This window comes from uncultured Chitinophaga sp. (assembly GCF_902168175.1).
In the GTDB taxonomy this organism is placed as follows: domain Bacteria; phylum Bacteroidota; class Bacteroidia; order Chitinophagales; family Chitinophagaceae; genus Chitinophaga.
In genome coordinates this window covers 1-25,190 of sequence record NZ_CABHOU010000103.1, presented here as the reverse complement: position 1 = coordinate 25,190, position 25,190 = coordinate 1, and the positions used below count along the sequence as shown (strand labels likewise).

General features: G+C 48.6%; 18 protein-coding genes. 4 read left to right on the top strand and 14 right to left on the bottom strand.

All coding sequences use genetic code 11. The annotated features are described in order from the left end of the window. The first annotated feature begins 6 nt into the window (after positions 1 to 6). Positions 7 to 783 carry a response regulator gene (locus QZT80_RS24875; protein ID WP_295128829.1) on the top strand — a complete coding sequence of 259 codons (777 nt, stop codon included), beginning with the start codon at positions 7 to 9 and terminating at the stop codon, positions 781 to 783. A gap of 415 nt (positions 784 to 1,198) precedes the next feature. Next, the gene (locus QZT80_RS24870) at positions 1,199 to 3,871 is read left to right on the top strand and encodes a glycoside hydrolase family 2 protein (protein WP_295128828.1); all 2,673 of its coding nucleotides are present in this window, start codon (positions 1,199 to 1,201) and stop codon (positions 3,869 to 3,871) included. 33 nt (positions 3,872 to 3,904) lie between these two features. Here QZT80_RS24870 and QZT80_RS24865 read toward each other — a convergent pair whose 3' ends face one another. Continuing rightward, complete coding sequence (locus QZT80_RS24865) at positions 3,905 to 4,612, bottom strand: DUF2071 domain-containing protein (protein ID WP_295128826.1); 708 nt, start codon at positions 4,610 to 4,612, stop codon at positions 3,905 to 3,907. A gap of 19 nt (positions 4,613 to 4,631) precedes the next feature. Continuing rightward, a complete protein-coding gene (locus tag QZT80_RS24860; protein WP_295128824.1) occupies positions 4,632 to 5,567 on the bottom strand; it encodes an NAD(P)-dependent alcohol dehydrogenase in 936 nt (311 codons plus the stop codon). Between the two features lie 164 nt (positions 5,568 to 5,731). Between QZT80_RS24860 and QZT80_RS24855 the strand changes: the two genes are divergently transcribed. Continuing rightward, positions 5,732 to 6,715 (top strand): aldo/keto reductase, encoded by a 984-nt coding sequence (locus QZT80_RS24855; protein ID WP_295128822.1) that lies wholly within the window; start codon positions 5,732 to 5,734, stop codon positions 6,713 to 6,715. 138 nt (positions 6,716 to 6,853) lie between these two features. Then, entirely contained in the window at positions 6,854 to 9,232 is a 2,379-nt protein-coding gene (locus QZT80_RS24850) for an ABC transporter permease (RefSeq protein ID WP_295128820.1), read from the top strand. On the opposite strand, the gene QZT80_RS24845 is transcribed toward QZT80_RS24850, so the two are convergent. The 12 genes from QZT80_RS24845 to QZT80_RS24790 form a co-directional block, all read right to left on the bottom strand. Next, positions 9,233 to 9,706, bottom strand: coding sequence for a DUF983 domain-containing protein (locus tag QZT80_RS24845; protein ID WP_295128818.1), 474 nt, complete (start codon positions 9,704 to 9,706; stop codon positions 9,233 to 9,235). A gap of 7 nt (positions 9,707 to 9,713) precedes the next feature. Further along, positions 9,714 to 10,601: an AraC family transcriptional regulator gene (locus QZT80_RS24840; RefSeq protein ID WP_295128816.1), complete on the bottom strand. Its 888-nt coding sequence runs from the start codon at positions 10,599 to 10,601 to the stop codon at positions 9,714 to 9,716. Between the two features lie 172 nt (positions 10,602 to 10,773). After that, complete coding sequence (locus tag QZT80_RS24835) at positions 10,774 to 11,910, bottom strand: AhpC/TSA family protein (protein ID WP_295128814.1); 1,137 nt, start codon at positions 11,908 to 11,910, stop codon at positions 10,774 to 10,776. 6 nt (positions 11,911 to 11,916) lie between these two features. Next, entirely contained in the window at positions 11,917 to 13,059 is a 1,143-nt protein-coding gene (locus tag QZT80_RS24830; RefSeq protein ID WP_295128812.1) for a TlpA disulfide reductase family protein, read from the bottom strand. A gap of 11 nt (positions 13,060 to 13,070) precedes the next feature. Then, positions 13,071 to 14,345 carry a hypothetical protein gene (locus QZT80_RS24825; protein ID WP_295128810.1) on the bottom strand — a complete coding sequence of 425 codons (1,275 nt, stop codon included), beginning with the start codon at positions 14,343 to 14,345 and terminating at the stop codon, positions 13,071 to 13,073. A 16-nt stretch (positions 14,346 to 14,361) separates the two neighbouring features. Continuing rightward, the gene (locus QZT80_RS24820; protein WP_295128808.1) at positions 14,362 to 15,912 is read right to left on the bottom strand and encodes a RagB/SusD family nutrient uptake outer membrane protein; all 1,551 of its coding nucleotides are present in this window, start codon (positions 15,910 to 15,912) and stop codon (positions 14,362 to 14,364) included. Positions 15,913 to 15,923: 11 nt separating this feature from the next. Beyond that, entirely contained in the window at positions 15,924 to 19,427 is a 3,504-nt protein-coding gene (locus QZT80_RS24815; RefSeq protein ID WP_295128806.1) for a SusC/RagA family TonB-linked outer membrane protein, read from the bottom strand. A gap of 98 nt (positions 19,428 to 19,525) precedes the next feature. Further along, a complete protein-coding gene (locus QZT80_RS24810) occupies positions 19,526 to 20,698 on the bottom strand; it encodes a FecR family protein (protein WP_295128804.1) in 1,173 nt (390 codons plus the stop codon). A 76-nt stretch (positions 20,699 to 20,774) separates the two neighbouring features. After that, positions 20,775 to 21,371: an RNA polymerase sigma factor gene (locus tag QZT80_RS24805; protein WP_295128802.1), complete on the bottom strand. Its 597-nt coding sequence runs from the start codon at positions 21,369 to 21,371 to the stop codon at positions 20,775 to 20,777. Positions 21,372 to 21,778: 407 nt separating this feature from the next. Next, positions 21,779 to 22,489 (bottom strand): aquaporin Z, encoded by a 711-nt coding sequence (aqpZ, locus tag QZT80_RS24800; protein ID WP_295128800.1) that lies wholly within the window; start codon positions 22,487 to 22,489, stop codon positions 21,779 to 21,781. Between the two features lie 415 nt (positions 22,490 to 22,904). After that, on the bottom strand, positions 22,905 to 23,657 hold the full coding sequence (locus tag QZT80_RS24795; RefSeq protein ID WP_295128798.1) for a class I SAM-dependent methyltransferase: 753 nt from the start codon (positions 23,655 to 23,657) through the stop codon (positions 22,905 to 22,907). An 81-nt stretch (positions 23,658 to 23,738) separates the two neighbouring features. Beyond that, on the bottom strand, positions 23,739 to 25,070 hold the full coding sequence (locus tag QZT80_RS24790) for a hypothetical protein (protein ID WP_295128796.1): 1,332 nt from the start codon (positions 25,068 to 25,070) through the stop codon (positions 23,739 to 23,741). Positions 25,071 to 25,190: the final 120 nt, after the last annotated feature.

Below are 25,190 nucleotides of genomic sequence, written 5' to 3'. Positions count from 1 at the left end.
AGCAATATGAAACCAGTTTTATTGATCGTAGACGACAACAAAGACATCCTGGATTTCCTGGCAGAAGATCTTGGAGAGAAATATGAAGTACTTGCCGCCAGCAGCGGCCCGGAAGCCCTCACCCTGCTAAAAAACAATTGCGTACAACTCATTATCTCCGATATCATGATGCCCGGCATGGACGGCTTCACGCTTTGCCGCACCATCAAAAACGACTTCGAACACAGTCACCTCCCCATCATCCTGCTCACCGCCAAAAACACCATGGAATCGCGCATCGAAGGCCTGGAACTGGGCGCCGATGCGTACGTAGAGAAACCCTTCTCCCCCCAATACCTGCAGGTACAGGTAGCCAACCTCCTGCAAAACCGCAGCAAACTACGGGACTACTTCGCCAACTCCCCCCTCACCCACATCAAAAGCATGGCCCATACCCGCCACGACGAACAATTTCTCGAACATCTGCACGAAGTCATTTCCGACAACCTCGACCAGGAAGAACTCGACGTGAAAAAAATCGCTACCATCATGAACATGAGCCGTCCTACGTTCTACCGCAAACTCAAATCCATCTCCAACCTCACGCCAAATGAGCTGCTCAACATCACACGCCTTAAAAAGGCAGCAGCATTGCTCGCAGAAGGGAACTACAAGGTGTACGAAGTATCAGAGATCGTTGGTTTCGGCTCGCCGAACCATTTTGGCCGTAGTTTCATGAAGCAGTTTGGGATGTCGCCAACGGCTTATGTGCAGGAGAAGTTGGGGGAGATAAGGGGGGTGTAGCTGCTTTGCCCTTATTATAAGCGTTGATTTAAACGTTTTTGACTGGAGCGACGGGTTGCTTCGCTTCGCTCGCAATGACGGCGGAGAGTAGCGTACATGCGGCGTTATACGTCTCGCGACGATCTAATTTATAAAAATTTACGCTCGTATAAATTCATACAGGTCTTCGCTACAGTAAAAAAACACGCCGACACGTAAACGCATCTACGGCACGCCAGCATCGATTCAACAACAGCCCCGAACATCATCCCACTTGGTCGTCATTGCGAGCGAAGCGAAGCAACCCGTCGCTCCAGTCTTCGCTACAGTAAAAAAACACGCCGACACGTAAACGCCCCCGCTAATCCCAAAAACCGAAAAATATCCAACCCACCTATTATCTTTAGCACCTTCAATTACAACCACGTTTTACATTATGAGGTACTCCATCCTTCTGGGTTTTCTATTTACTACGCTGAACGCATTCTCACAGCTTGCAGCGCCCTCTTCGCCACAGTCCGTGTTCCTGGGCAAGGGCTGGCAGATGCAGCATTTCCCGAAAGCCGGTGCCGGCGGGGAAACGATATCTACTAAAACTTATAAGCCGGATGGCTGGCAGCCCGCGATTGTACCGGGAACGGTGCTTACTTCGCTGGTAGCCAATAAGGTATATCCGGACCCGTATTTCGGGGATGCCAATAAACGGTTACTGCACAAAATCCCGGATATGGCCGATGCCGGGCGGGAGTTTTATCATTACTGGTTCCGGAATTCGTTCAGGGTGCCTGCCACTTTAACGGGTAAACGCCTTTGGCTCAGGTTACATGGCATTAACTACCGGGCAGAAATATGGCTGAACGGACAGAAGCTGGGCGATATGGCTGGGATGTTTAATACGCAGGCTTTCGATATCACCAATATTGCCGTTCGTAACAAAGAGAACGTATTAGCGGTGAATATTACCCCGGTAGACGTTCCCGGGCAGAGCGGGCTTAAGAAAGAGCGGCGTAATGGCGCACCTGGCGAAAACCAGAACGGCGGAGATGGGATGATCGGTAAAAACGTAACGATGCTGATGAGCGCCGGCTGGGATTTCACCTTCGCCGATGGTATCCGCGACAGGAATACGGGTATATGGCGGGAAGTGGAACTCTATACTACCGGCGACGTGCTGGTTGAGCATCCTTTTGTCGTGTCTGACCTGCCATTGCCGGATACTACCAGTTCAAGGGAAACCATATCAGTAGAAGTAGCTAATGCTTCTGACAAAATGCAGGAAGGTTTGCTCCAGGCTACTATACCGGAAAATGGCATTACCATACAGCAAAAGGTTTCGCTGGCGCCAAAAGAGCGTAAAACACTAGTGTTTACACCGGAAACGCATCCCCAACTGGCTTTCCGTTCACCCAAACTTTGGTGGCCTATCAATAAAGGGCATCAGTTCCTTTATCATCTTAACTGCTCCTTTATACAAAATAAAGCCGTAAGTCATACCAGCACCAGCACTTTCGGCATCCGTGAAATATCGAGCGACCGTAAAACGCCGGATTCGTCGCGGAGGTTCCTGGTGAACGGGCACCCTGTGTTTATCAGGGGTACGAACTGGATACCGGAGGCGATGTTGCAGAACTCGCGTAAACGCACCAATGCGGAACTTGTATATACGCGACAGAGCGGGCTTAATTTCATCCGCTTCTGGGCGGGTGGTATCACGGAATCTGATTACTTCTTCCAGCGCTGCGATGAGTTAGGCTTAATGATATGGGCCGAGTTCTGGATCACGGGCGACACGCAGTTCCCGGTTGATAAACCGTTGTATTTGTCTAATATAGAGAACACGGTGAAACGCATCCGTCCGCACGCCTCCCTCGCCTACTATGTTTCCTCTAATGAATCTACGGAGGTAGCCGGCGCTGCTGCCCTTATCAAATCGCTCGACAGCAGCCGTGGTTACCAGATGCAATCGGAATGCTGCGGCGTGCATGATGGAAGTCCGTATAAATACGAGAACCCCATGCAATATTTCGAGAACACGGCTTCGCGCAGAGGCAGTCGTGTGGATGGATTTAACCCGGAGTATGGCACGCCCTGCCTGCCTACGGTGGAATCTTTAAGAGAGATGATGCCTGCCAAAGACTTGTGGCCGATTAACGACAGTGTTTGGAATTACCTCGATGGGGGTGGATTTCACCAGGTAACAACGAAGTATCGCGAGGCGGTGGACCAGTTCGGGCCATCATCTTCTATAGAAGAATTTGCAAAGAAAGCCCAGTTTGTAGGTGCGCTGAACTACCGCGCCATATGGGAGGTTTGGAACCGTAATAAGTTCGGCTGGGGCGATCGTTTCGCTTCCGGCTTCCTGTTCTGGTACCATAACAGCCCGGTAAGGCAAACCGGCGGACGTATGTACGACTGGAGCCTGGAGCCAACTGCGGCGCTTTATTACTCACAGAACGGCCTGCAACCCTTACATGCCCAGTTCGATTATCTTAAGAATACGGTGTCGGTATACAACGACTACCGCAGCAAGTTTGATGGTTACACGGTTTATGCAGAACTCTACGACATCCATTCAGAAAGAAAAACGATACAGCAGGCGATCATCAATATTCCAGCCGATGGTGTGGTGAAAGACGCAATCACCCTGGTTTTCCCGCAGGACATCTCCCCCGTACACTTCATCAAACTAATATTAAAAGACGAGAAGGACAATGTGGTGTCTGACGCATTTTACTGGCGTTCTACCAACGAATACAAAGGCGCCTGGACAATGACCGGCCCTGCTACCGCAGGATTTCAGTCGATTAATGAACTGCCGCAAACCATGCTTAATGTGAAGGCAACCATGCAGGTGAATGGCAAAATAGATGTTACGGTGACGAATACCGGCAAATCGCTCGCATTCTTTACCCAACTGAAATTACAGGATGGTAATGGCAAAAGCATTCGTCCGGCGTTCTACTCCGATAACTTTATCAACCTCCTGCCCGGAGAATCGAAAAAGATAACGATCAGCTTTGATAAAGAAGATGCCGGCCCGAAAGAATTTTTTCTGCGTACAGAAGCATTCAATGCAAAAGCGCCGGTGTTGGACTTTAAGGTGAAGTAAGTAAAACGGCCGGGTAATATGCCCGGCCGTTTTCTATTTATCTTTTACCGCATGCCATTCATGCACGACTTTTTTCATTAATAACGCATTATCAAACTGCACGCTTCCTTCGGGAAACAAATCCCTGTTTTCAAAGAAGGAAGAACGCACCTGGCTTACTTCCAACGGCGTAACTTCCCATTTAAGGGTTTGCAGTTTCATACCCTCGTACTTCGCTCCATTAGGAGAATATCCTACAGCTCCTTTTTCGAAGAAGGAAGACACATTCTCCAGTGTTTTAAAGATAGAGTTACTGCTGAAATTATCAGTTTCCTTCGCATCTATGGAAATCTGCGTATTATCTGAACTGTTGAACGCAACATGATAATTTCCATCCCCTTCCTTTACATCAAAATCTGCCAGGTAATGTTTGCCGGGGAACAAACGGCCGCCCACCAGTGCGTTTAACCGCAGCGATGTATCGCGGCGCGGAATGTATACGCCTTCCTTCGTCACACCATCTTCTTCCCACTCCACCGCAAAACGATGCGCGCCGTTTTCAGAGGCTATTCCCAGGAAACCAGGAAAACCCTTAGGCCGAACCTGCTTAAGACGGATCAGGCAAATGCCCACAATGGCTTTACCATTGTACACTTTCGGGCGAAAAGGCGCTGGAATAACACGGGCCACTACGTCCGGGTCGGCAGCAAAATTCACGAGAATGCGGCGGTCGATTACGCCGTGGAGGACAGGGAGCTTCATATGCCCTCCAAATTAGTGATTATATCTCAATAACCACTTTCCCGGCCACACTTTCATCCTCTAACATGGCATGCGCTTCTCCCGTCAATTCCAGGGGAAACGATTTCATGATCACCGGCCGAACATCGCATGCCTCCACCCAACTTCTGAGTACGTCCAGGTCGGCAGTCAGCGGATCTACCATATACATACGCATACGGGCTTTCAGCAGGTCGATAGCGGAGGAGAGTACTTCGCCTACACCATCAGACGGAGGCTTGGTAGTAACCAGCACACCTTCTGGTTTCAGGCTTTTTTCGATATCGGAAAGGGTTAATTGGGCGGCAAGATCCAACATCAGGTCGTAGCGACCATCTGCCGGTATTTCTTCCCTCTCATAGTCAATCACAAAATCACAGCCCAGTTCGCGGGCCAGCAGGGTATGGGCGGATTTGCAGGTACCTGTTACGGTAGCGCGCAGCTTCTTCGCGATCTGCACAGCCATGCAGCCCACACCACCTGTACAACCGTTGATCAGCACATGCTGACCTGCCTGCAGCTTACCTTCGCGCGTTAAGCCCTGGTAAGCCGTTAGGGCCACCAACGGCAGCGATGCGGATTCGGCAAAACTCAGATTACTGGGTTTAATCGCGGCATTATCTTCATCCACCACCACATATTCTGCGTAGGCATGTCCGGCGGCAGCATTTTTAAATCCATATACTTCATCGCCCGGTTTAAAACGGCTGCTGGAGGAAGCGCTTACTACGCCGGCGAAATCGCTGCCGATAATATGTTCGCCGAACAAACCGGTGAGCAGCTTTAGTTTGCCTTTACGCACGAGCGTATCAACCGGGTTCACAGAAGAGGCGAAGCTGCGCACCAATATCTGCCCTTCCTCTATTTCTGGTATTTTCACGTCTTTGATCTCGAAATTACTGGCGTCTCCATACTGTGATAATACAGCAGCTTTCATATTAAATGATTTAGTTTCAAACAATGTTTCCATGAGTAATGCAACGAATACTATGCCAGTAGCAATTGTTACTGAATGAGTTGCTTAAATCGCCGCTTATCTTCCCCAATTGCGCGTTTCTACCAATTTTTCCGCACATTTGTCTTTCAGTAAAAACGAACCTCATGAATTACAGGACATTCAAAGATGTAAAAGTGGCCGAAGTGGGCCTTGGTACGTGGCAACTGGGTAGTGCAGACTGGGGTGTGGTAGATGAAGACAAAGCATTGGAGATATTAAAAGCCTACACGGACGCAGGCGGCAACTTCATAGATACGGCCGATGTTTACGGAATGGGGGTTAGCGAACGTATTATAGGCAAATTCTTAACTACAGTTGATAAAGAGGTGTTAGTGGCCACCAAACTGGGCCGCCGTGGCGATCAACCGAATGGCTGGCCGCAAAACTTCGGTTACGATGTGATGCGGAAGCATATCGAGGACTCATTGCAACACCTTGGCCAGTCACAGTTGTTCCTGGAGCAATTGCATTGTATCCCTACGGAGATCATGCGATCGGGTGAGGTATTCGATCACCTGCGCAAATTCAGGGAAGAGGGCCTGATCCGGTATTTCGGAGCCAGCGTGGAAACGTCGGAAGAAGCACTGATCTGCCTGGAGCAGGAAGGACTCGCCTCTTTGCAAATCATCTTTAACCTGTTCCGCCAGCATGTGGCAGATGAGGTGTTTGCAAAAGCGAAAGAGAAAGGGGTGGCGGTGATCGTACGCGTGCCATTGGCGAGCGGACTGTTAACCGGTAAGTTTAAGGAAGATACTGTGTTTGAAACCAAAGACCACCGCAACTTCAACGCGAACGGCGAGGCATTTAACGCCGGTGAAACCTTCTCGGGTGTTCCGTTTAAGGATGGCGTACAATTTGCCGCCCGTATAAAATCCCTGCTGCCCGATGAACGTATGGCGCAATGGGCTATCCGCTGGATACTTGATCATCCGGGCGTAACCACCGTTATTCCTGGTGCTTCTAAACTTTCGCAGGTAGCGGGTAATGTAGAAGCTGCGGCGTTACCACCTCTCCCATCTTCCACTCATACTGCATTAAGAAAGTTATATGATGAAGAGATTTATGAAAAGATAAGAGGACACTTTTAACCCGTTCTCTTAAAAATGAACAATACTTTGTATCAAAAGCGGACAGGTTGATTTTTTTGTAATATATAATCTCCTGTCCGTTTAGGATGCAATTAGTGGCATTGTCTTGGGTACCCCAATCACATCAACTATCCCGACATGCTAAAGAACTACTTCAAGATCGCCTGGCGCAATCTGCGTAAAAACAGGATATATTCAGCCATCAACATTACAGGTTTTGCTGTGGGCATGGCCGTAGCCATACTGATAGGGCTATGGATATGGGACGAGTATTCCTTTAATAAATATCATGCGAACTACGACCGTATTGCGCAAATATGGACGCGGGCCACAGACGAAGGTAAAACCGAGGCTTCTTCCGGCATGCCCGTACCGATGGGCACAGCGTTGAAAGAAGCATACGGCAGTGACCTTGAGTACGTGGTGATGTCGTCTCCCGGCGTACACAATATTTCTTATGGTGATAACAAACTTTCGGAATTAGGGAACTTCATGGGTGAGGATGCGCCGGACATGCTAACACTGGAAATGATCAGCGGATCGCGGGCAGGACTAAAAGATCCGTATTCTATCCTGCTTTCCGAGAAAACGGCCAACGTGTTATTTGGCCAGGCCGATCCGGTAGGCAAAGTTGTTACCATCGATAACCGTATAGATGTGAAGGTAACCGGCGTATATAAGAACCTGCCCGAAAACAGCGGCTTTCATGAACTGAACTACATTACACCCTGGAAACTGATGCTGACCCGATGGCAATGGGTGAAGGATATTGCGGAATCGTGGGATTTTTTTGCGTTTTCCGTATACGTACAAATCGCCCCGCATACTAGTTTCGAACAGTTAAACAAAAAGATAAAGCCGCTGGTTGCCGATATGCTTCCGGAAGCAGCAAAGTATAAGGTTGAAGTATTTGCACATCCCATGAGCCGTTGGCGTTTATTTTCGGAATTCAAAAACGGCGTGAGCACCGGCGGATTGATACAATTCGTTAAACTGTTTGGCACTATCGGCCTTTTCGTACTACTGCTTGCGGTAATCAACTTCATGAACCTGAGTACCGCACGGTCAGAAAAGCGCGCAAAGGAAGTTGGCATCAGAAAAGCAGTTGGCTCTTTACGTAGCCAGCTGGTCAGCCAGTTCTTCGCCGAATCGATACTGGTGTCGATGCTGGCTTTAGTGGTCGCCCTGTTGCTTGCACAACTGGCGCTGCCCTTGTTTAACGATATTGCGGGTAAACATATCTCGATATTGTGGAGCAGTCCATTGTTCTGGGCGATCTGCGCCGGTTTTAGTTTGTTTGCCGGCATTATTGCCGGGAGTTACCCGGCGGCTTACCTGTCGTCGTTTCAACCTGTAAAGGTACTGAAAGGTACATTCCGTGTGGGGCGTTATGCATCGGTACCCCGTAAATTACTAGTGGTGGTACAATTCATAGTATCTGTATTGCTCATCACAGGCACGATCACGGTTTACAGGCAGATACAATTTGCTAAAAACAGGCCGGTAGGTTATAACCGGGAAGGATTGATATCCATCCAAATGACCACACCAGATATATATGACCACTACCTTACTATCGCCGACGAGTTAAAACGATCGGGGGTAGCGTTGGCTGTTTCGCAGTCGCAGGGCCCTATCACGGATGTATGGTCGGGTAGCAGCGACTTTGAATGGAAAGGAAAAGACCCCGCAACGCCGTCTTCTGTTGCCCTGGTAGGCGCTACACATGGTTACGGAGCGGCCGTCGGCTGGCAGATAGTACAGGGACGCGACTTTTCTCCCAAATTTGCGAGCGACTCCAGCGGCGTAATCCTTAACGAGGCGGCAGTTAAGTATATGGGACTTAAAAACCCAATAGGCGAAACCATCAGATGGAAAGGCGAACCGTTTATAGTGACGGGTGTGATAAAAGACATGGTGATGAAATCTCCCTATGAACCTGTCTACCCAAGCATTTACTACATATTAAAAGAGCCGGGCAACTTCGTGAACATCAGGCTGAATCCCGCTAACAGCACCAGCGTGGCATTAGCGAAGATCGGCGACATGTTCAAACAATATAACCCCAAAGCGCCATTCGACTATACGTTCGCCAGCGAAGAATACGGGAAGAAATTTGCAGACGAGGAACGAATAGGGCAACTGGCGTTCCTGATTACCCTGCTGGCTATCCTTATCAGCTGCCTGGGTTTGCTGGGACTCGCCTCTTTTATGGCGGAACAGCGCACCAAGGAAATAGGTATACGCAAAGTGCTGGGCGCTTCAGTAATGAACCTCTGGGGATTGTTATCGAAAGAGTTCCTGGTACTGGTAGTAATCTCCTGCATTATTGCCAGCCCTGTCGCCTATTACTTCCTTCACCAGTGGCTCGAACGTTATACGTACCGCATCGCCGTTTCGTGGTGGATATTTGCTATGGCCGGATCGGCCGCGATACTTGTTACGCTGCTTACAGTGAGTACACAAACGATAAAAGCGGCGCTGGCCAACCCGGTTAGAAGTTTACGGTCGGAATAATTACCAGGCGTTGGTAAAGTCTTTATTTACACGCTCAGGTTCTTTAGGAGCATGTTGCTGCCAGTTATCATCGTACCCAACAAAAAATGCAATCCATATGGAGCGGGCCAGCCGCATAAGTATGGGTTGCAGTGCCACCAGTAATACGCCGTTGGCGACCAGCCAGTAAATGAAACGGTTATCGTACAGGCCCATGCCGATCGTTAAAAACCAGGCTACCAGCGAGGCCACACTAATGGCAACAGACAAGGCGTAACTCACGTAGCCAGATCCGTAGTAGAAACCTACTTCAAGGTCGAAGGGCTGGTTACATACCGGGCAGTGAACGTTCATCTTCATGGTACGTTTAAGATGATATGGATTTTTGTCGGCGAACATATCGCCGCGCCTGCAACGGGGACATTTACACGCAAATACTTTGACAAAGGAAGGCCGTTTGGAGGCTTTGTCAGCCACCATCATATCTTGTTCCATCTTATAACTATTTAAGTTCAGTAATACTTTTCCTGAATTCGTCGGGTGTTTGACCCGTGTATTTTTTGAAGAAGCGGTTAAAGTAAGAGTTGTCCTGGAAGTTGAGGTCATACGCCACTTCGGTGATCGTCATCTTTGCATTCGCCAGCAGGCGTTTGGCTTCCAGCAAAACCCTGTCGCGGATCAGTTCTCCGGCGGTTTTGCCTACCAGGTCCTGGCAAAGTGCGTTCAGGTGATTGGGGGTAACGTACAACAGGTCTGCAAACTCACCCGGCAAACGCATGGTACGGTAATGCGCATCTATCAGTCGCCTGAAACCTTTTAACAGTACGAGCTTCTGCTGCGGCACAGCGCCCTGCTGCTTCACCGCCTGTACATCTTCTATCACCATAAACAACTGCAACAGCAACACTTTGATCATATCGGCATGTTTGCGCATATCGCTTACATAACCCAGTATCTGCTCCAGCAGCTCACCCGCTTTTGCAAACACATCGGGCGCTAACTGGCTGACCCCTTCTTCGCTGATACCGCTGAAAAACGAGAACCTGTCCAGGTAACTTTCATTTTGCAGGAAGGATTTAAAGAAGGAGGCGGAGAAGTTGATGATGTAACCGTCCGTATTCCCTGTAAAATGCCAGCTATGCACCTGCCCTGGCACCATAAAGTAGACCTGCCTGGGCTTTACATCAAAAGTGGAAAAATCAATGGTATGAGTGCCTGTGCCTTTCGTAAACAACACCAGGTGAAAGAAAGCGTGTTTATGCGGAAAATGCAGATGGTCGTAATACTTGCCCAGGTAATCGGAAAACCGGTCGGCCAGGAAGTCGTCGTTTCCTTCGTGCGCCTTGCCTAAGCTGCAAATGTCGTAAACCGGTATCTTTTCCTTTGCCATGATGCAATCTATTACTACACAAAGGTAAAGCGAAATAGTACCACAGGTATGAGATTATTCATGGATTTTATGGTGTTATTTACCGAATCTGCATTCCGCCAGGCCCATCCACCTAACTAAAAGCGGCCGCCCCCTCGCAGGTACGGCCGCTTACATTAGCATTTATTCCAGGTTATTTTGCGCCAAACAGCTCTTCGAGTTTCTTTTCCAGCGGACTGTTGCCACCGGGTTCGAATCCTACTTCTTTCATCAGTATTTTCCCTTTAGGATCAATCAGGAAAGTAGTGGGTACTCCGGTTACGGCGAACCCGCTGCTCGAAATACCTTTGGTATCCAGCGACTGTAGCCAGGGAAGTTGCTGATCTTCCAGCCCTTTGAGCCAGGCAGCTTTATCCTTGTCGATGGAGATGCTGTAGATCTCGAATTTGTCGCTTTTGTACTTCGCATACACTTCTTTCATATGCGGGAACGACTGTTTGCAGGGACCGCACCAGCTGGCCCAGAAGTCGATCATTACATATTTGCCTTTCAGTTCGGAAAAAGCAAAAGGTTTGTCCTGCGGCGTATTCAACGTAAAGTTCGCCACCGTAGCACCAATAGCCGATTTTTTCAGTCCGGTGAGGTAGTCGCCTACATTTTTAGCTTCGGCGGAAGCTTTTGTTTTTGCAGACAGCTTGTTGTACAACCTTTCGAGATCAGCTACATCGATGGCAGTGCGGGCACCACTGAGGATGTAACCCGTGGCGTAAGAGTCGGGATGTGCATTGATGAATGCTTCCACCAACTTCAGGTTGCCGGCTTGTATGGCAGCCTGTTGCGCTTCGTTCGCCTCTTTATGCTGCGTATTGTTTTTCGCGTCGTACCAGTTTTTGCCGTACTTCTCTCCTATTGCCTGGTTAACGGTTACATACATTTCGTTCTGCTTTTTACGGTACTCCGAAAAAAGCGTGGCGCTTTCGAGCCCCGACACCGTAAAGCTGCTCATACCTTTGCTGATGTCGCCATCGCTGAGCGTAATGGTACCCGGTTGGTCGGCCAGTACGGCAAAGGGGGCGTACATTCGCTTCACGCTTTTATCGTACTCCGTGTAAAACAGCGGCATAAAAGGCTTATCGAATGGCAGGGTGAACGTGAATTTACCGTCCGTCATCAAAGCAGAATCGCTTTTAACGCCGGTACCATATACGTACACCTGGTTAAAGCCTTTGGTATCGCCGGTAAACTTACCGGTTATTACCAGTGTTTTTTGTGCTGATACGCTACCTGCTAATAACAGGAGCCCCAGCACTAATGGTTGTTTCTTTATCATGATGCGTTATTTTAATGCCTTTTCCAACCTGTCTTCCAGTTCTTTACCGCGCATATTGGTGGCGATAATTACACCGTTAGGATCGATCAGCCAGTTCTGAGGCACAGCGCGAACGTTGTACAGTTTCGCCACCACGTTATCCCATCCCTTTAAATCACTTACATGCAGCCATGGCAAACCATCGTCGGCAATCGCTTTTATCCATGGCGCTTTCTCTTTGTCCAATGATACGGCAAGAATTTCGAAGTTCTTACTTTTGTACTTGTCGTAAGCAATTTTAACATTAGGGTTTTCTGCACGGCATGGTCCGCACCAGCTGGCCCAAAAGTCGATCAGTACATATTTACCACGCAGGGAAGCCAGCGAAACGGCAGCACCCTCGGTATTGTCCTGGCTAAACGCAGGCGCTACAGCACCAATTGCCGTGGCAAAAGCGCTTTTAATACGGGCTTCGAACTTCTTACCTTCTTCGCTATTCCTCAACCTGGCCGACATGCCCTTAAACTGCTCCTGTGTTTGCGCAGGATTGCTGATAATGCTTTTGCTGGTGAGTTCACTGAAGGCTACCCAACTGTCGGGGTGCGTGCGGATAAATTCTGCCTGCACCGGCGCGTTCTCTTTCATTGTAGCCAGCAGTTTATTGTAGAGGGCTTTGTACTCCTCCGACTCCCTGTCTTTCGCCAGTTTTCCCATCTCCGCATTGATCGCGGTCAGTTTATCTACCACGGGCTTTTGCGCCAGGGTTAGCGCTTCGTAGTCTTTCTGAGCAGCAGAACCTTTGATGGCAGCTTCCTTGATGGTTTTACCCTGGAAGGTAATCGCCCCTTCGTCCAGGAAGAACTGCACACCATCGCGACCGATAATCTCACCGCCATACCCCATGCCTAAACCCATTCTCGGATTGGCACTGGACTTTAACAAGGTTATCATGGCTCTGTTTGGCTGGTCTATCTTTCCGGCAAAACTGAACGCACCTGCTGTCAGCGTTGCAGTATCAGAAATTCTCTTGCCACCGGCGCTGTACGCCAGTATTACTTTTCCCGGCTCGCCGATATCGTCGATCTTACCCTGCAGCGTAAAGCTTTTTTCCTGCGCTTGTACCATCAGTACGGGTAAACCGGCTATGGCAAGCAATAATAGTTTTTTCATTATCAGTGGTTTTATTGGATTTTACCGTTCATTCTACCAGGACAACGCGCCATCACCGCCCGCATTCTCTTCACCTGGTCTACAGTGATAGAGGTCAGCAGTGTGGGATAACGGATATCGTCCATAGCATTATCTGTGATGTATTTTTCATTGTCGATGCCCACCTTGGTGGCGAATGAGTAGCTGTTTCTGGTATCCAGCCCATCGAATTTGCGCGTATCATAGCAAAAATCCGAGTACAGCCGGGTAGCCGTGTAAGTGGGCGTGTACAGGCCGTAAAACGAACCTATGTAACGGAACGCTTCCAGTTTACGCTCAAAGCCGGGGAAGAACACTGTGCGTGGAAAACCAACGCATGCAGCGGCGTATGTAAGGGCAAAGTCGTTATCGTTAGCCGCCACACCGGCCACGCCGAGTATCGACTCCTCGCCCTGACCAGGAGGCAATTGTTTTGCGGGAAAAGCGGTACCCATTGCATAGTTGGTGCCCCACGGAATTACGTGTACGTTCAGGAATTCTTTAGGGTTCCAGATGTAGCTCGCCGGTGTAGCGTTGATGATGGTCGTAAAGTCGGCCATCGCAAAGCTGGTAGCCAGCGGGTTGGTTTTAATGTTATCGCTGTAAATGATCTTGTTAAAACCAGGCTGCGCCAGCGCAAGACCAGCCGCGTTCTTTTTAGCCAGGCGGAACTCCACGTTGGCCGAAGCGCCGTTCGGACTGTGCCCCACTTTGTTATTTACCACATTGTTCATGTAAGTAATGGCTTCCTGTAATTTATCGTAAGGTACTGCCTGGTAAGATATAGGATCGTAAGATGCATGCGTGGGATTAAGTTCCCACACGTGGAAGATCACATCTACATACACCTTCGCAGGGAGTGTGGGCACTGGCCTGAGCGCTACCGGTTTGGTGGCCGACTTTACAGTTCCGATTTCCGCGTGGAACTTCACGGTATCAAAAGGGATCGTGGTGGTAGAATAAGAAAGTCCTACTTCGGTACCTGATCTTTCCTCTATCAATTTTAGAGAACCAGCCGGCAGTTCACGGTAATCGATGAACGCCATCGTATCTTTTCCGTTAGAAAGCGTGACCTTGCGGTAAGCTTCCACGATGAAGTCGAGGCGCGCCTGCCCGTCGGCTACCAGCATTTTATCGGTAGCGGAAAAGTACACAGAGTCTACATCTTCCAGGGTGGCTTTCACCATTTTATAATTGAATCCATCTTTTTTGCAGGCGCCCAGTAAAACCGCCGCCAGCATGGTACATGTTATGATGATGTTTTTCATGTAATGCGTTTAACCGTTAATATTCAATAGCTATCCATCCGTCGTTTGGCACCAGGGCCGGGTTTTCCTGCACTTCCGTTAAAGGAATGGGCAAGGCGTAGTTATACGCGTCCGGAGCCACAGTGAGGTCGTACGTTTTGTTGAAGAATATCAGCTTACGTGTGATAGTCTTATTGCGGTAGCGTTTCAGATCGAGCCAGCGTTTATCATTATCACCAAAAAACTCTTTACGGCGTTCGTTGATGATTTCCTGTAACAATGCATCGCCAGTAAGGCCATTAGCCGTACCCGCATTACGCAAGGCTTTGAAGGCGTTCAGCGTAGTGATCGCATCACCGGTTTCGTTCAGTCTGAACTGTGCTTCGGCCAGTAACAGATAAGCCTCTTCAGGTTTAAAGATAGCTGCATTACCACGCTTCAGTGAACCCGTGGCAGTACCATCGGAAGGCCAGCCCCAGTTCAGCGTTTTGCCTGCTACACCTACTTTACCACCTGCACGGGTAACATCATTATTGAAGATAGCAGCGATACGTATATCACCAGGCGTAAACAATGCAGCGAAATCGGCCGCAAGCGGAATGTTCTCCGGGCCGTAAGCGCCGGGCGACAAGTACTGATAGCAGGAGCCATAAATGGCACTTACCGCGCCCTGGGAGTTGTTCTCTCCGCATATAGCCGGGTAGTTGGGATCTTTACCAGCATAAGCATTGATCATCGTTGTAGTGGTAGTCGGAATAGCAGCTGCTGTTCCTTCTGCCGCTGCTGCAGCGTGGGTTTTCACCTTTGCATAGTCATCGGCTTCTTTGGCAGGTGATTCTGCTTTGAACCAATATACCTGTGCCAGGAGGTGATTCAGGTAACGACTGTTGTAAAACACGTTAAAGCCCTGCAGGGGAGCAGATTTAGCATTTAACTCCAGCGCCGCGTTCAGATCGTCCAGGATAATCTTATATACCTCTGCATGCGTTTTGCGCGACATCTTAATACCCATGGTACTTTGACCGGTATGCAGGTATACAGGAATGCCCTGTTCTGCTTTGTTATATGGAGCGAAGTATTGCAACAGTTTGAACACGTAATACGCACGGTGCGCTAACATTTCACCCCGCATCTGATCGCGCTGCTGCTCTGTACCGTCCTCGATCTCTTCTAACTGGTCGATGAGGCTGTTCAGGAAGCCGATGATCTCGTAGTGCTGCGTCCACAATGTTTGCGGCGTAGTGAAGTTATTCCACAACAGCAGATCAGCGTAGCTTAACTCCGATTTAAGATGGTAGTTATTCGGCTGCAGGTAAGTTTGCGTAAGGGCCGTTTCAAAATCTATATTATCGGAATAAGATTCGAACAGCACGTTGCCTGCGGGCGGCGCTATGCACAATACACTGCCGTAAAGCGGCTTTACACGTAACTCTGCCACGCCGCGCAGGTAAGAGCCCAGCAGCGATTTTACATCGGTGATCGTCGTCACCGTACGTTTGTTTTTTGGTGGCAGGTCGAGGAAGTCTTTACAACCCTGCGAAATCATCAGCAGGGAAGAGAGTAATATATAGGCAATACTTTTTCTCATGGTTGATAAATTTAGAAGCCAACGGTTAAGGATGCTGTGTAGCTGCGTGTGTTAGGATAGCCGAAAGGTGTTTGCGTTTCCGCATCGGTACCGCTGTACGGACTTAACGCTAACAGGTTGGAAGCTACGATGGTCGCTTTCAGCGATTTCATGCTCGAACGTGCCAGCAGATTGCGTGGTGCGCGCCATGACAGCGCCAGCTCTGTACACTTCAGGTAACGGCCGCTTTCTATATCGGTAGAAATAAGGTAGTTGGTATAACTGGAAGACGAGGTGCGATATACCGGGATATCGGTAATATCACCTACCTGGCGCCAGCGGTTCAGGTTTTTCTTCAGGCGATTGGTTCGGCTGGTAAAGATGTCGCTGTTAGCGCCACTAGGACCTTCTCTCCTGTCGCGGAAACCAACGATCTGGTTGCCATCTGCAAATACGAAGTTGGCGGTCAGCTCTATCGCCTTATAAGTTAAACGGGAATTAAAACCACCATACACCTCAGGGTCACGGTGACCGAGGTAGTAAGGGCGGTAGTTAGCCTGCAGATCGGCCACGGCGGTGCGGCTTAAGTCTACTTCGGTATCTACCAGGGAGGTTTCAACTTTACCATCCACCACTTTAGCGTTACGTTTCTGCGCCAGTACGATCAGGCTGCCATTCTCCGGGTTTACACGAACGTATTTGTAACCGAACCAGCTGTTTACCGGGTATCCTTCTATGTTGGTAGTATAACTGTTGGCCAGCGTTGGATATTCCTTTTCGAATACATTCGTCAGGTTATTCTTCACCTTCGTGATGTTACCGCTCACTTCCCATAACCAGTCTTTTGTTTTGATCGCTTCTATACGCAGGCTCACTTCCAGTCCTTTGTTGCTTAAAGAACCTACGTTCACTTTCGTGCTCGAACGGCCAGTTGATGGTGGTATCTTGGTATCATCGAGCAGGTCGGTTACTTTCTCGTTAAAGTAACGCCACTCTGTATTCACACGACCTTTAAACAGCGATAGCTCCAATCCTAAGTTCGTTTCACCTTTTTTCTCCCACTTAATTACCGGGTTACCATAATAGAACATTGCAGCAACAGGTGTGCTGGCGTATACGGCGGTCCCGAGGTCGTAAGTATGGAAAGGCAATACACTGCGGTTAATACTACCGCGGTAACCGTAACCGGCCGACAGTACCAGCCTGCTGATCACGTCCTGATAGTCGATCAGGAACTTCTCGTTCTGCGCGTTCCACCGAACACCGGCAGACCATAACGGAGAGAACTGATTTTCGGAGCCGATAATATCTACGCCATCGTAACGAATATTACCGTTAAACACGTAGCGGTTGTCATACGAGTACACGAGCGAGCCGATAAAGGAGGCGCTCCTGTTCTCTGATGTTTTGGTATTACCGAACCTGCTTAAATTCAGACTCATGAAGCGCGTATCCGCCACCAGGTCCCAGCTGGGATAGCCGGCGATGGCATACTCCTGCAGGTAGATAGGATTGAAGTGCATGAACTGGTCGTTTTTAATGGCGCCGAATTCATTCGCAAAAAACGCCTGCACGAAATGTTTCCCTGCAATCGTATTGTTGTACTCGAGCGTATTACGCACCGTATAATCGAAGGTGCGACCTGTATTTTCCTGCAGGTAACCACGGTTATGCTCAGGCAGTACGCCTCCACCCGTAGACGCTGCGGTTAGCCAGTTGTTGGCCCATGAGCGGTACGTGCCTCCAAACGATTCGTCCTTATCATGCACCGAAGTGTAAGACGCTGCAACGTTACCCGTGTATTTAAAGTGTTTCAGGAAATCGTATTCCACTGCAAACTGTCCACGTATGTTGCCATACATGTTAGTAAGCCGGTTTTCCTTCAACTCGCGGATCATATTGAACGTAGAGTAATACAGGGTACTGTTGTTCCCGATATCATAAGGAATAGCGCGGTAGGTCATATCTGATGCGTAGGAACCGTCTGCATTATAAGGCTTCTCATACGGATTGGCGAACACCGCATATTTAAAGGGGTCGAGGCCTGCCTGACCCTCCTGGTTCTTTTTCAGTGTGGTGTACAGGTTTACCTTAAACAGCAGCTTGTCCGTTGCATAACGGGAGAGCTTCATATTCAACCCGCCAGTCTGGAACTTGTTCTCGATCAGGCTACCCTGTGACTCCTGGTAGTTGAAACCGGCATAGTAAGTGGTTTTTGTATTACCACCACTCAGGCTGATGTTGTGCGACTGGCTCTGTGCCACGCGGTACAATTGTTTGATCCAGTCGGTATTCGTTTGTTCCAGTTCTGCGATCCGCGCTTCTGCATCAGCTTGTGAAATGGCACCTTTGTCGGCCAGACTAAGCAGCTGGATAACACGGCCACCCGATTCATACGGGGGATAAAAGTCATCCCTGAGGCCCCTTTCAAACGCCACTTTCTCTTTCGAGTTCATGAAGCTGAAGTTGTTCTGCGGACGTTCGGTGATACCATATTTGCCAGTATAGTTTACATAGTCGTTACCCACCTTACCGCTTTTAGTGGTAATTACAATTACCCCGTTAGCTGCTCGGGAACCATAAATGGACGCTGCCGTCGCATCTTTCAGGATGGTGATGCTTTCTATATTTTCAGGGGGGATGTTACCGATACCGTTGGTGATGAGCGTATTCATGCTACCGCTCACTTCACCAGGCTGTAGCGGCATACCGTCCAGTACGTACAGCGGTTCCACGTTACCCGTAAGCGTGTTAACGCCACGGATGATGATCTGCCCTGTTTCGCCCGGCCGGCCCGATACGCTGCGTACGTATACGCCTGGCATTCTTCCTGCCAGGGCTTTATCGAACGTAGTAATACCGGAGTTCTCCAGGTCTTTTCCCTTTACAGAAGTAATAGAGCCTACCTGCTGGCTCTGTTTCCTGGTTTGATAACCAGTAGTTACGATCGATACTGCCTCCAGGTTATTGGCTGCAGGAGCAAGTCGGATCAGTGATGAACGTAATACGGCCGGCGTGGTCAAATCGCGCGGCAAATAGCCGATACTCGAAATATGCAGTATGGCTGTAGTATCTGCCTTGATGCGGAACTTCCCCTGCGCATCGGTGGAAGTACCGCCAGTACGGCCCTGAACACGAACTGTAACACCCGGAATAGGTTGTCCTGCTTCGTCGGTTACCGTACCAATAATGTCTTTCTGCGGAAGGCGTGCAGTGTCTGGTAAAAAGGGAAGCACATTGACTTTCTTTCTGCGGATAGTAATCGTTTTGTTCTCAATAGCATATTCGAGTTTCGGCCCCTTAAACAGTTCGTCGAGGAACGTTACAAGTGGCTGCTGCGACGCCGTGATGGTCACAGGAGGAGCTTCTTTAATGAGCTGGCTGTTGCTCATAACAAGGTAGCCGGTTTGTTTCTGCACTTCCGTGAGTACCTCTTGTAAGGGCACCTTTGTACCGGAAAATGTAATACGCTGGGCGTGTGCCATGGCGCTACAACTTAGTGCACATGCAAACAGCATGAAGGCAATTAATCGCATAGTACAAATGTTTGATCTTGGTTGGTAAATAATGGTCAATACAAGCCTTACAACCCTCTTTCGGGCTGCAATATGTTCTCTAAAGCTTCAAATGCGTACTAACGTAACACGGATAGTTTCCGTCCTTCTTCCAGTCTAACTTTTACATCCATTGCGTTCAGGATGGCAACTACTTGTTGCAGATTTTGGTTTCTTTTCATTCTTCCCCATATCTTAATATCGGGGGCGCCTGGTTCATAAGTAATGGTAACATCGTACCACTTTGATAATTGCCGCATGACATCCGACAATTTCGCATCGTTAAAATCGAACTCTCCATTTTTCCACGCCACGGCCCGGATAGTGTCGGCCGCCTGTACATTTACAGGACTGTTAGGCTGGTGGTTTACAATGGCCTGCTGGCCTGGCGACAATCGTCGCCTTTCTGCGCCGGCAGTAACGGCTACTGCGCCTTGCAGTAGTGTTGTATATATATGTTCCTGGTCTGTATAAGCATTTACATTAAAGTGGGTACCCAGCACTTCTATAGCAGTAAAATCGTTTACTTCCACGATAAAAGGATGTTCCGCATCCTTTGCTATTTCGAAGTAGGCCTCCCCTGTTACCTGCACCGTACGTGTACTGCCGGTAAACTTTGTCGGGTAACGGATAGATGAAGCGGCGTTCAGCCAAACCAGCGTACCATCTTCCAGTCTCACTTTAAACTCGCCGCCTTTGGGGGTGATGAGTTTGTGATAGATTACTTCATCCGTTTCTCCCGTCAACTGTTCGTAAGCCAGGTTCCCCTGGTGTTGCTGCACCTGCACTGCCTGCCCCTGCATGAAGGCCGTATCGCTGGATTCGTCCAGCGAAAGCGTTTCACCGTTCGGCAGTACCAGTTTTGCTTTGGTACTGCCAGGCAACACTTCCGCTATTGCCGCCACGGGTGTGGTAGCCGGTTTCGTGTTATTTACCCATATCGCCGTGGTGCTGCCAATAACTACCAGCGCAACCGCTGCCGCCTGGGCCCACCATATTTGCCTGTTACGCACGGGTACGGGCGATATAGCTTTTACCGTTGCCGGTTTCTTCAGCCTGTACTTCTCCATCATCCGCCACTCCGCTAACGCCTGATCTTCGTTCAGCAGGCTTTCCACCGCTTTGCGGTTAGTGTCGCTGGCTGCCATCCATGCCTCCAACGCTTCCCTTTCTAACGGGGTAAGGGTATTAGTAAGATAACCGGGCATGAGCCCCGCCATCTTTAACGCTGTTTGCAATTCTTGATCATTCATCTTTGGAATAGCCGTATATCCATATTAAAACAGAACTCAATCCCGTTTTTGGACAAAAAGAATAAAATATTTTTTCTCAGGATAGCTGATCGTTGCTCAAAGCCGCCAGCAGTAAGAGAAATGATTTATGAGAAAGAAGTTTCTTTAAGGACGACAGGGCTCTGTTCTTCTGTTTATGCACCGTATTCACCGGCATATCCAGCTTCTCTGCTATCTCGTTGATTTTCAATTCTTCTTTATAGGCCAGTTCCATAATTACCCGATACTTCTCTGGCAGTTTGTCGATAGCCTGGTATATTTCGCGCATGGCTTCCGCCCTGAATATGGAACTGAGGATCACTTCTTCAGAAACCGGGCTGCTTTGCTCTATTAACTTTTGCTGCTGGCGCTGCCGTTGCAGCTTATCGAGGTGGTTAAGGCTGGCGTTGCGGGTACTTATATAGAGAAAGGATTTAAGGGCAGGAAAGGCGTCGAAGTCCGCCCGTTTGTTCCATACCGTCATCATAACCCCCTGCACTACTTCTTCGGCGGCAAACTTATCTTCCAGTATCTTTTCCGCGAAGTAACAAAGGGGTGCATAGAATTGCGAGAACAGGCTGTTAAACGCAGCCATATCTCCACTCCGCATTGCATCAATAGAAAATGTACCGGTAAAGTCTGCCTTCTTTTCCATGTCTCGAACTTCGGGGGTTAAGATATAAAAAATTGGAGAGAAAGGGTAATTTTAGCCGTTAGCCTATAGCGTTTATGCCATCCGGGGAATATGGACTTATAACCAGCTGGTGAATGTGACGCGGCGCAGGCCCGTCGGGAAGCGAAACAATTTATCGCACCGGCAAAATGTCTTGGTTAGGAAAATTACTATATCAATCTTTGGGGTGAAGCGTTATAGTCTTTATACATCAGTAGTTATTCCCTTTTAATGTTCTATTTATGAGGAAATCCGCTTGCGTTAGTAATGTACGCTTAACCTCTATTCCGTTTCCTTGCTTATTTCTTTTTGTAGGCAAAATCCTGTCACTAGCTTCGCCTGTATAGACGATGCTTCTGTACTTACCAAATTGGATTATTCAAAAGGAACTATTCCGGATTATTATCTTTTTGTAACAGGAATTTATAAATCAGTCCACCAACAATGGCACCTGCAATTGGTGCAACCCAAAAAAGCCATAGCTGCCCCAATGCTTCTCCCTGTACAAAAAGAGCCTGTGAAGTAGAGCGGGCAGGATTTACCGAAGTATTGGTAATCGGGATAGAGATCAAGTGTATCAGTGTTAGTGCTAATCCGATGGCTATTCCGGCAAATTTCCCATTCGCATACTTATCGGTAGCCCCTAAAATAACAATCAGAAAAAATGCTGTCAAAACAAATTCAGCTGCAAAAGCCGCCGCCATGCTAAAGCTTCTACCGGCATATCCGGGCATTTCATAAAAGTTAGTAGCAAATGCACCTGGGCCCTCTGCCGAAAAAGCGTCAGCACCATTCAAAATTAAATACAAAACAGCCGCTGCTGCCGTTGCCCCCAATACCTGCGAAGCAATATAAGGTAACAATTGCTTTGCTTCGAATCGGCCACTGGCAAATAAGCCAACAGAAACAGCCGGATTAAAATGTCCCCCTGATATATGACCAACAGCATAAGCCATCGTCAATACCGTAAGACCAAATGCCAGAGAAACCCCTAGCAAACCGATCCCTATTTCGGGAACACCCGCTGCGAAAACCGCACTACCACAACCTCCGAACACCAGCCAAAATGTACCGAAAAATTCTGCAAAGTACTTTTTCATAGTGATTTATGTTATTGTCAATATACTAATGTATGATTTTTTAAAAGAATAACTACCGGGGCACGGAATTTAATTAATCTTTTACCGTCATGGTTAAATGTTATGTAACAATAGACTGAATGTAACTAACATACTTACCGAAGGCAACATAACACCTACCTCCAGGTATCTTTAATACCGCTACCGCTAACTAAACAACAATAAATACGCAATGGATCATAAATTGTTCGGCACCAACACTAACTTTGTATGATATATCTTTATTGTTCTCCCATCTGCCAACTTTTAATTTACCTTCTATCCCCATTATATCGCTGACCGGCTTTTGAAATATGATAGCGTTGAAACCTGGTCAAACATGGACTCACGCATCTAAAACAAAAGCCCTACCGAAAAAAACCTGCAAATAACTCCGCTAAACCCTACCCAAATACAACCTCGTTGTATAATGAAACTTCACGATCCGCTGTTCATTATACTTCCCGAATATTGATTCGAGTTTCTCAAGCATGGGTGCATAGTTTTTATGACCGGGTTCCGGGGCATAAGAAGATGATAACAGCCGGCCTTTAAGTCCGGCATAATCGAAGAACTGTGCATTCTTAAACAACTGCAGCACGAAACCCTCTTCAGAAAAGAACTCTGCCAGTTGTTCCGGCCCTATATTACGGTGATCTACTTCAATATAATCCACCGCATAATCTTTCAGCAACTGTTCAAACGCCGCTTCAAACGGGGTGTCCGTTAAACGTTCGTTCCAGATTAAGGCCACCATCGCATTTTCACGGCCAATCCTTCTGAACTCCGCCCGCGCCTCGGCCCTGTTGAACCAATGAAATGCCTGTCCCGCTATGATGAGGTCAGCGCAGTTATCGGGCAGGGTGGTATGCTCGGCAGAGCCATTCACTACTTTAAAACCGGTATTGTTGCCCAGTTGATTTTCTGCAGCCAGGCGCATTGCTTCATTGGGTTCTACCCCAAGCACTGTATTACCGTTTTCAAGAAAAAGCAGGGAAGATATACCCGTACCCACGCCGATGTCGGCTACTACGCCACCAGGTTTAAGGCCGGCATGCTGTTTCAGATATGGAATGATGGCTTCAGGATAATGCGGCCTGTACTTCACGTAGTTGTCTACCCGGTTGGAAAAGCGTTCGGTGTTTTTCATGGTACTTTGAAGTTAGGGAAAAAATACGAAGGGACGCCCGGTTTACGAGCGTCCCTTTGGGGCTTATTGAAAATTTAACGTCTACTTATCTCTTAGCATTTTAAATTCCACCGACACACCTCTTGAGATATGCGAGCAGTCGGTGATCATCATCTCCATGGAACCGGAGAAATTCCCGCTCACAACTTCCCCTATAGCTCCCCACTCAGTAACGTCAACCTTTCCGGAAGCCGTAACCGCTTTACCGGGATCGCCACATTCATGGTGACCTACCGTCCACGTATCATCATCAACGGTTACCGTTACGCTGGAGGTGCCTGGTTTGTAAGCGAGGTCCCAGGGATAAGCACCGGCGCTGCCAGGCCCGTCACTATTAATACCGATAGCCACTGCAATTTCTCCATCCTCCGATTCCCCGTGGATCCCCATGAGCTTCTGCGTAAACATACCAGCAGCAAGTTCGCTGCGAAGCACGTACTCCTTCCCGTTATACTGCAGTCGTATGTAACCCGCCATAATATCTACCTCCGTGCGGATGATCAACAGCCCCGTCAGCCGCTCGCCACCGGGTGCTTTCGGGTCTTTTACCGGCCGCACGCCTTCCAGCGTCACTTCTATGAGGGCCTTATCTGTCAGCTTTGTCATTGTAGTGGGGGCTGTATAAAGCGCCTTCGATTTCATATCGTTCGCCACTTCAATCGATCCCGGACCGGTAACGATACGCCAGTTCTTGATCTTAGTTACCTGGCCGGTACGAATTACCTCGTATAATTCGTTGCCATTCTGGAAACTCGGCGTCAGTGGAGCCAGTAATACATCCTGGTTCGGACTGCTGAAAAGAGTACCTAACAGCACCTCGGTATACTCACCGGGTGCTACCTGGTCTTTCACGGGCATTAAAAATATTTTCTCATAAATCTCAAATATCGAGAAGCTGGATTTTTCCACCGTAACTGTATTATTCGTTTTATCCAACGCCGTCGGCAGGTCGCGCCACTTCCCGGCTTCATCCCTGTAAGCCACCATCAGCACATCTTCATTCATCGACAGATCCGCAGCATACTTGAAGCTCACCGATATTGGTTTGGAAAAGTTCACATCGTGCGGCAGCAGTTCGTAACTCACCTTTCCATCCGACTGCTGCAACGTGTTTTCAACAGGTTGAATACTGAAGGTAGTGGCAGACGATACTGCGCCGGCGGGCACTACGATTTTCACACTATCGTTGCCCAGACTCAGGGTACCGCCCTCTGCCCCAATCACCTTCGTAACGGCTGCAGCCAGTGGCATTGGCTTTGCCGTAATTACCTCTTCCATATCTTCGGGTATTTCCGCAGGCCCGTCATTATTTTTTTTATCGCACGATGCAGCGAGCATGGCGATCAACAAACAGTAAGCATGTATTCTTTTCATTTTTGAGGGGATATTTAAGGGCAAAACTAGATGAATCGCAGGCGGTATGAAAGCGCGGCGAAGGAGGGTTTGGGGGGAGATGAGGGGTTTGGGGGACGAAGTGATAATTTTTTGGGTCGA

Excerpts from the sequence above, each read along its gene's own strand:
- QZT80_RS24875 (WP_295128829.1), top strand. The coding sequence starts at position 7 with ATGAAACCAGTTTTATTGATCGTAGACGACAACAAAGACATCCTGGAT.
- QZT80_RS24870 (WP_295128828.1), top strand. The coding sequence starts at position 1,199 with ATGAGGTACTCCATCCTTCTGGGTTTTCTATTTACTACGCTGAACGCA.
- QZT80_RS24865 (WP_295128826.1), bottom strand. The coding sequence starts at position 4,612 with ATGAAGCTCCCTGTCCTCCACGGCGTAATCGACCGCCGCATTCTCGTG.
- QZT80_RS24860 (WP_295128824.1), bottom strand. The coding sequence starts at position 5,567 with ATGAAAGCTGCTGTATTATCACAGTATGGAGACGCCAGTAATTTCGAG.
- QZT80_RS24855 (WP_295128822.1), top strand. The coding sequence starts at position 5,732 with ATGAATTACAGGACATTCAAAGATGTAAAAGTGGCCGAAGTGGGCCTT.
- QZT80_RS24850 (WP_295128820.1), top strand. The coding sequence starts at position 6,854 with ATGCTAAAGAACTACTTCAAGATCGCCTGGCGCAATCTGCGTAAAAAC.
- QZT80_RS24845 (WP_295128818.1), bottom strand. The coding sequence starts at position 9,706 with ATGGAACAAGATATGATGGTGGCTGACAAAGCCTCCAAACGGCCTTCC.
- QZT80_RS24840 (WP_295128816.1), bottom strand. The coding sequence starts at position 10,601 with ATGGCAAAGGAAAAGATACCGGTTTACGACATTTGCAGCTTAGGCAAG.
- QZT80_RS24835 (WP_295128814.1), bottom strand. The coding sequence starts at position 11,910 with ATGATAAAGAAACAACCATTAGTGCTGGGGCTCCTGTTATTAGCAGGT.
- QZT80_RS24830 (WP_295128812.1), bottom strand. The coding sequence starts at position 13,059 with ATGAAAAAACTATTATTGCTTGCCATAGCCGGTTTACCCGTACTGATG.
- QZT80_RS24825 (WP_295128810.1), bottom strand. The coding sequence starts at position 14,345 with ATGAAAAACATCATCATAACATGTACCATGCTGGCGGCGGTTTTACTG.
- QZT80_RS24820 (WP_295128808.1), bottom strand. The coding sequence starts at position 15,912 with ATGAGAAAAAGTATTGCCTATATATTACTCTCTTCCCTGCTGATGATT.
- QZT80_RS24815 (WP_295128806.1), bottom strand. The coding sequence starts at position 19,427 with ATGCGATTAATTGCCTTCATGCTGTTTGCATGTGCACTAAGTTGTAGC.
- QZT80_RS24810 (WP_295128804.1), bottom strand. The coding sequence starts at position 20,698 with ATGAATGATCAAGAATTGCAAACAGCGTTAAAGATGGCGGGGCTCATG.
- QZT80_RS24805 (WP_295128802.1), bottom strand. The coding sequence starts at position 21,371 with ATGGAAAAGAAGGCAGACTTTACCGGTACATTTTCTATTGATGCAATG.
- aqpZ (WP_295128800.1), bottom strand. The coding sequence starts at position 22,489 with ATGAAAAAGTACTTTGCAGAATTTTTCGGTACATTTTGGCTGGTGTTC.
- QZT80_RS24795 (WP_295128798.1), bottom strand. The coding sequence starts at position 23,657 with ATGAAAAACACCGAACGCTTTTCCAACCGGGTAGACAACTACGTGAAG.
- QZT80_RS24790 (WP_295128796.1), bottom strand. The coding sequence starts at position 25,070 with ATGAAAAGAATACATGCTTACTGTTTGTTGATCGCCATGCTCGCTGCA.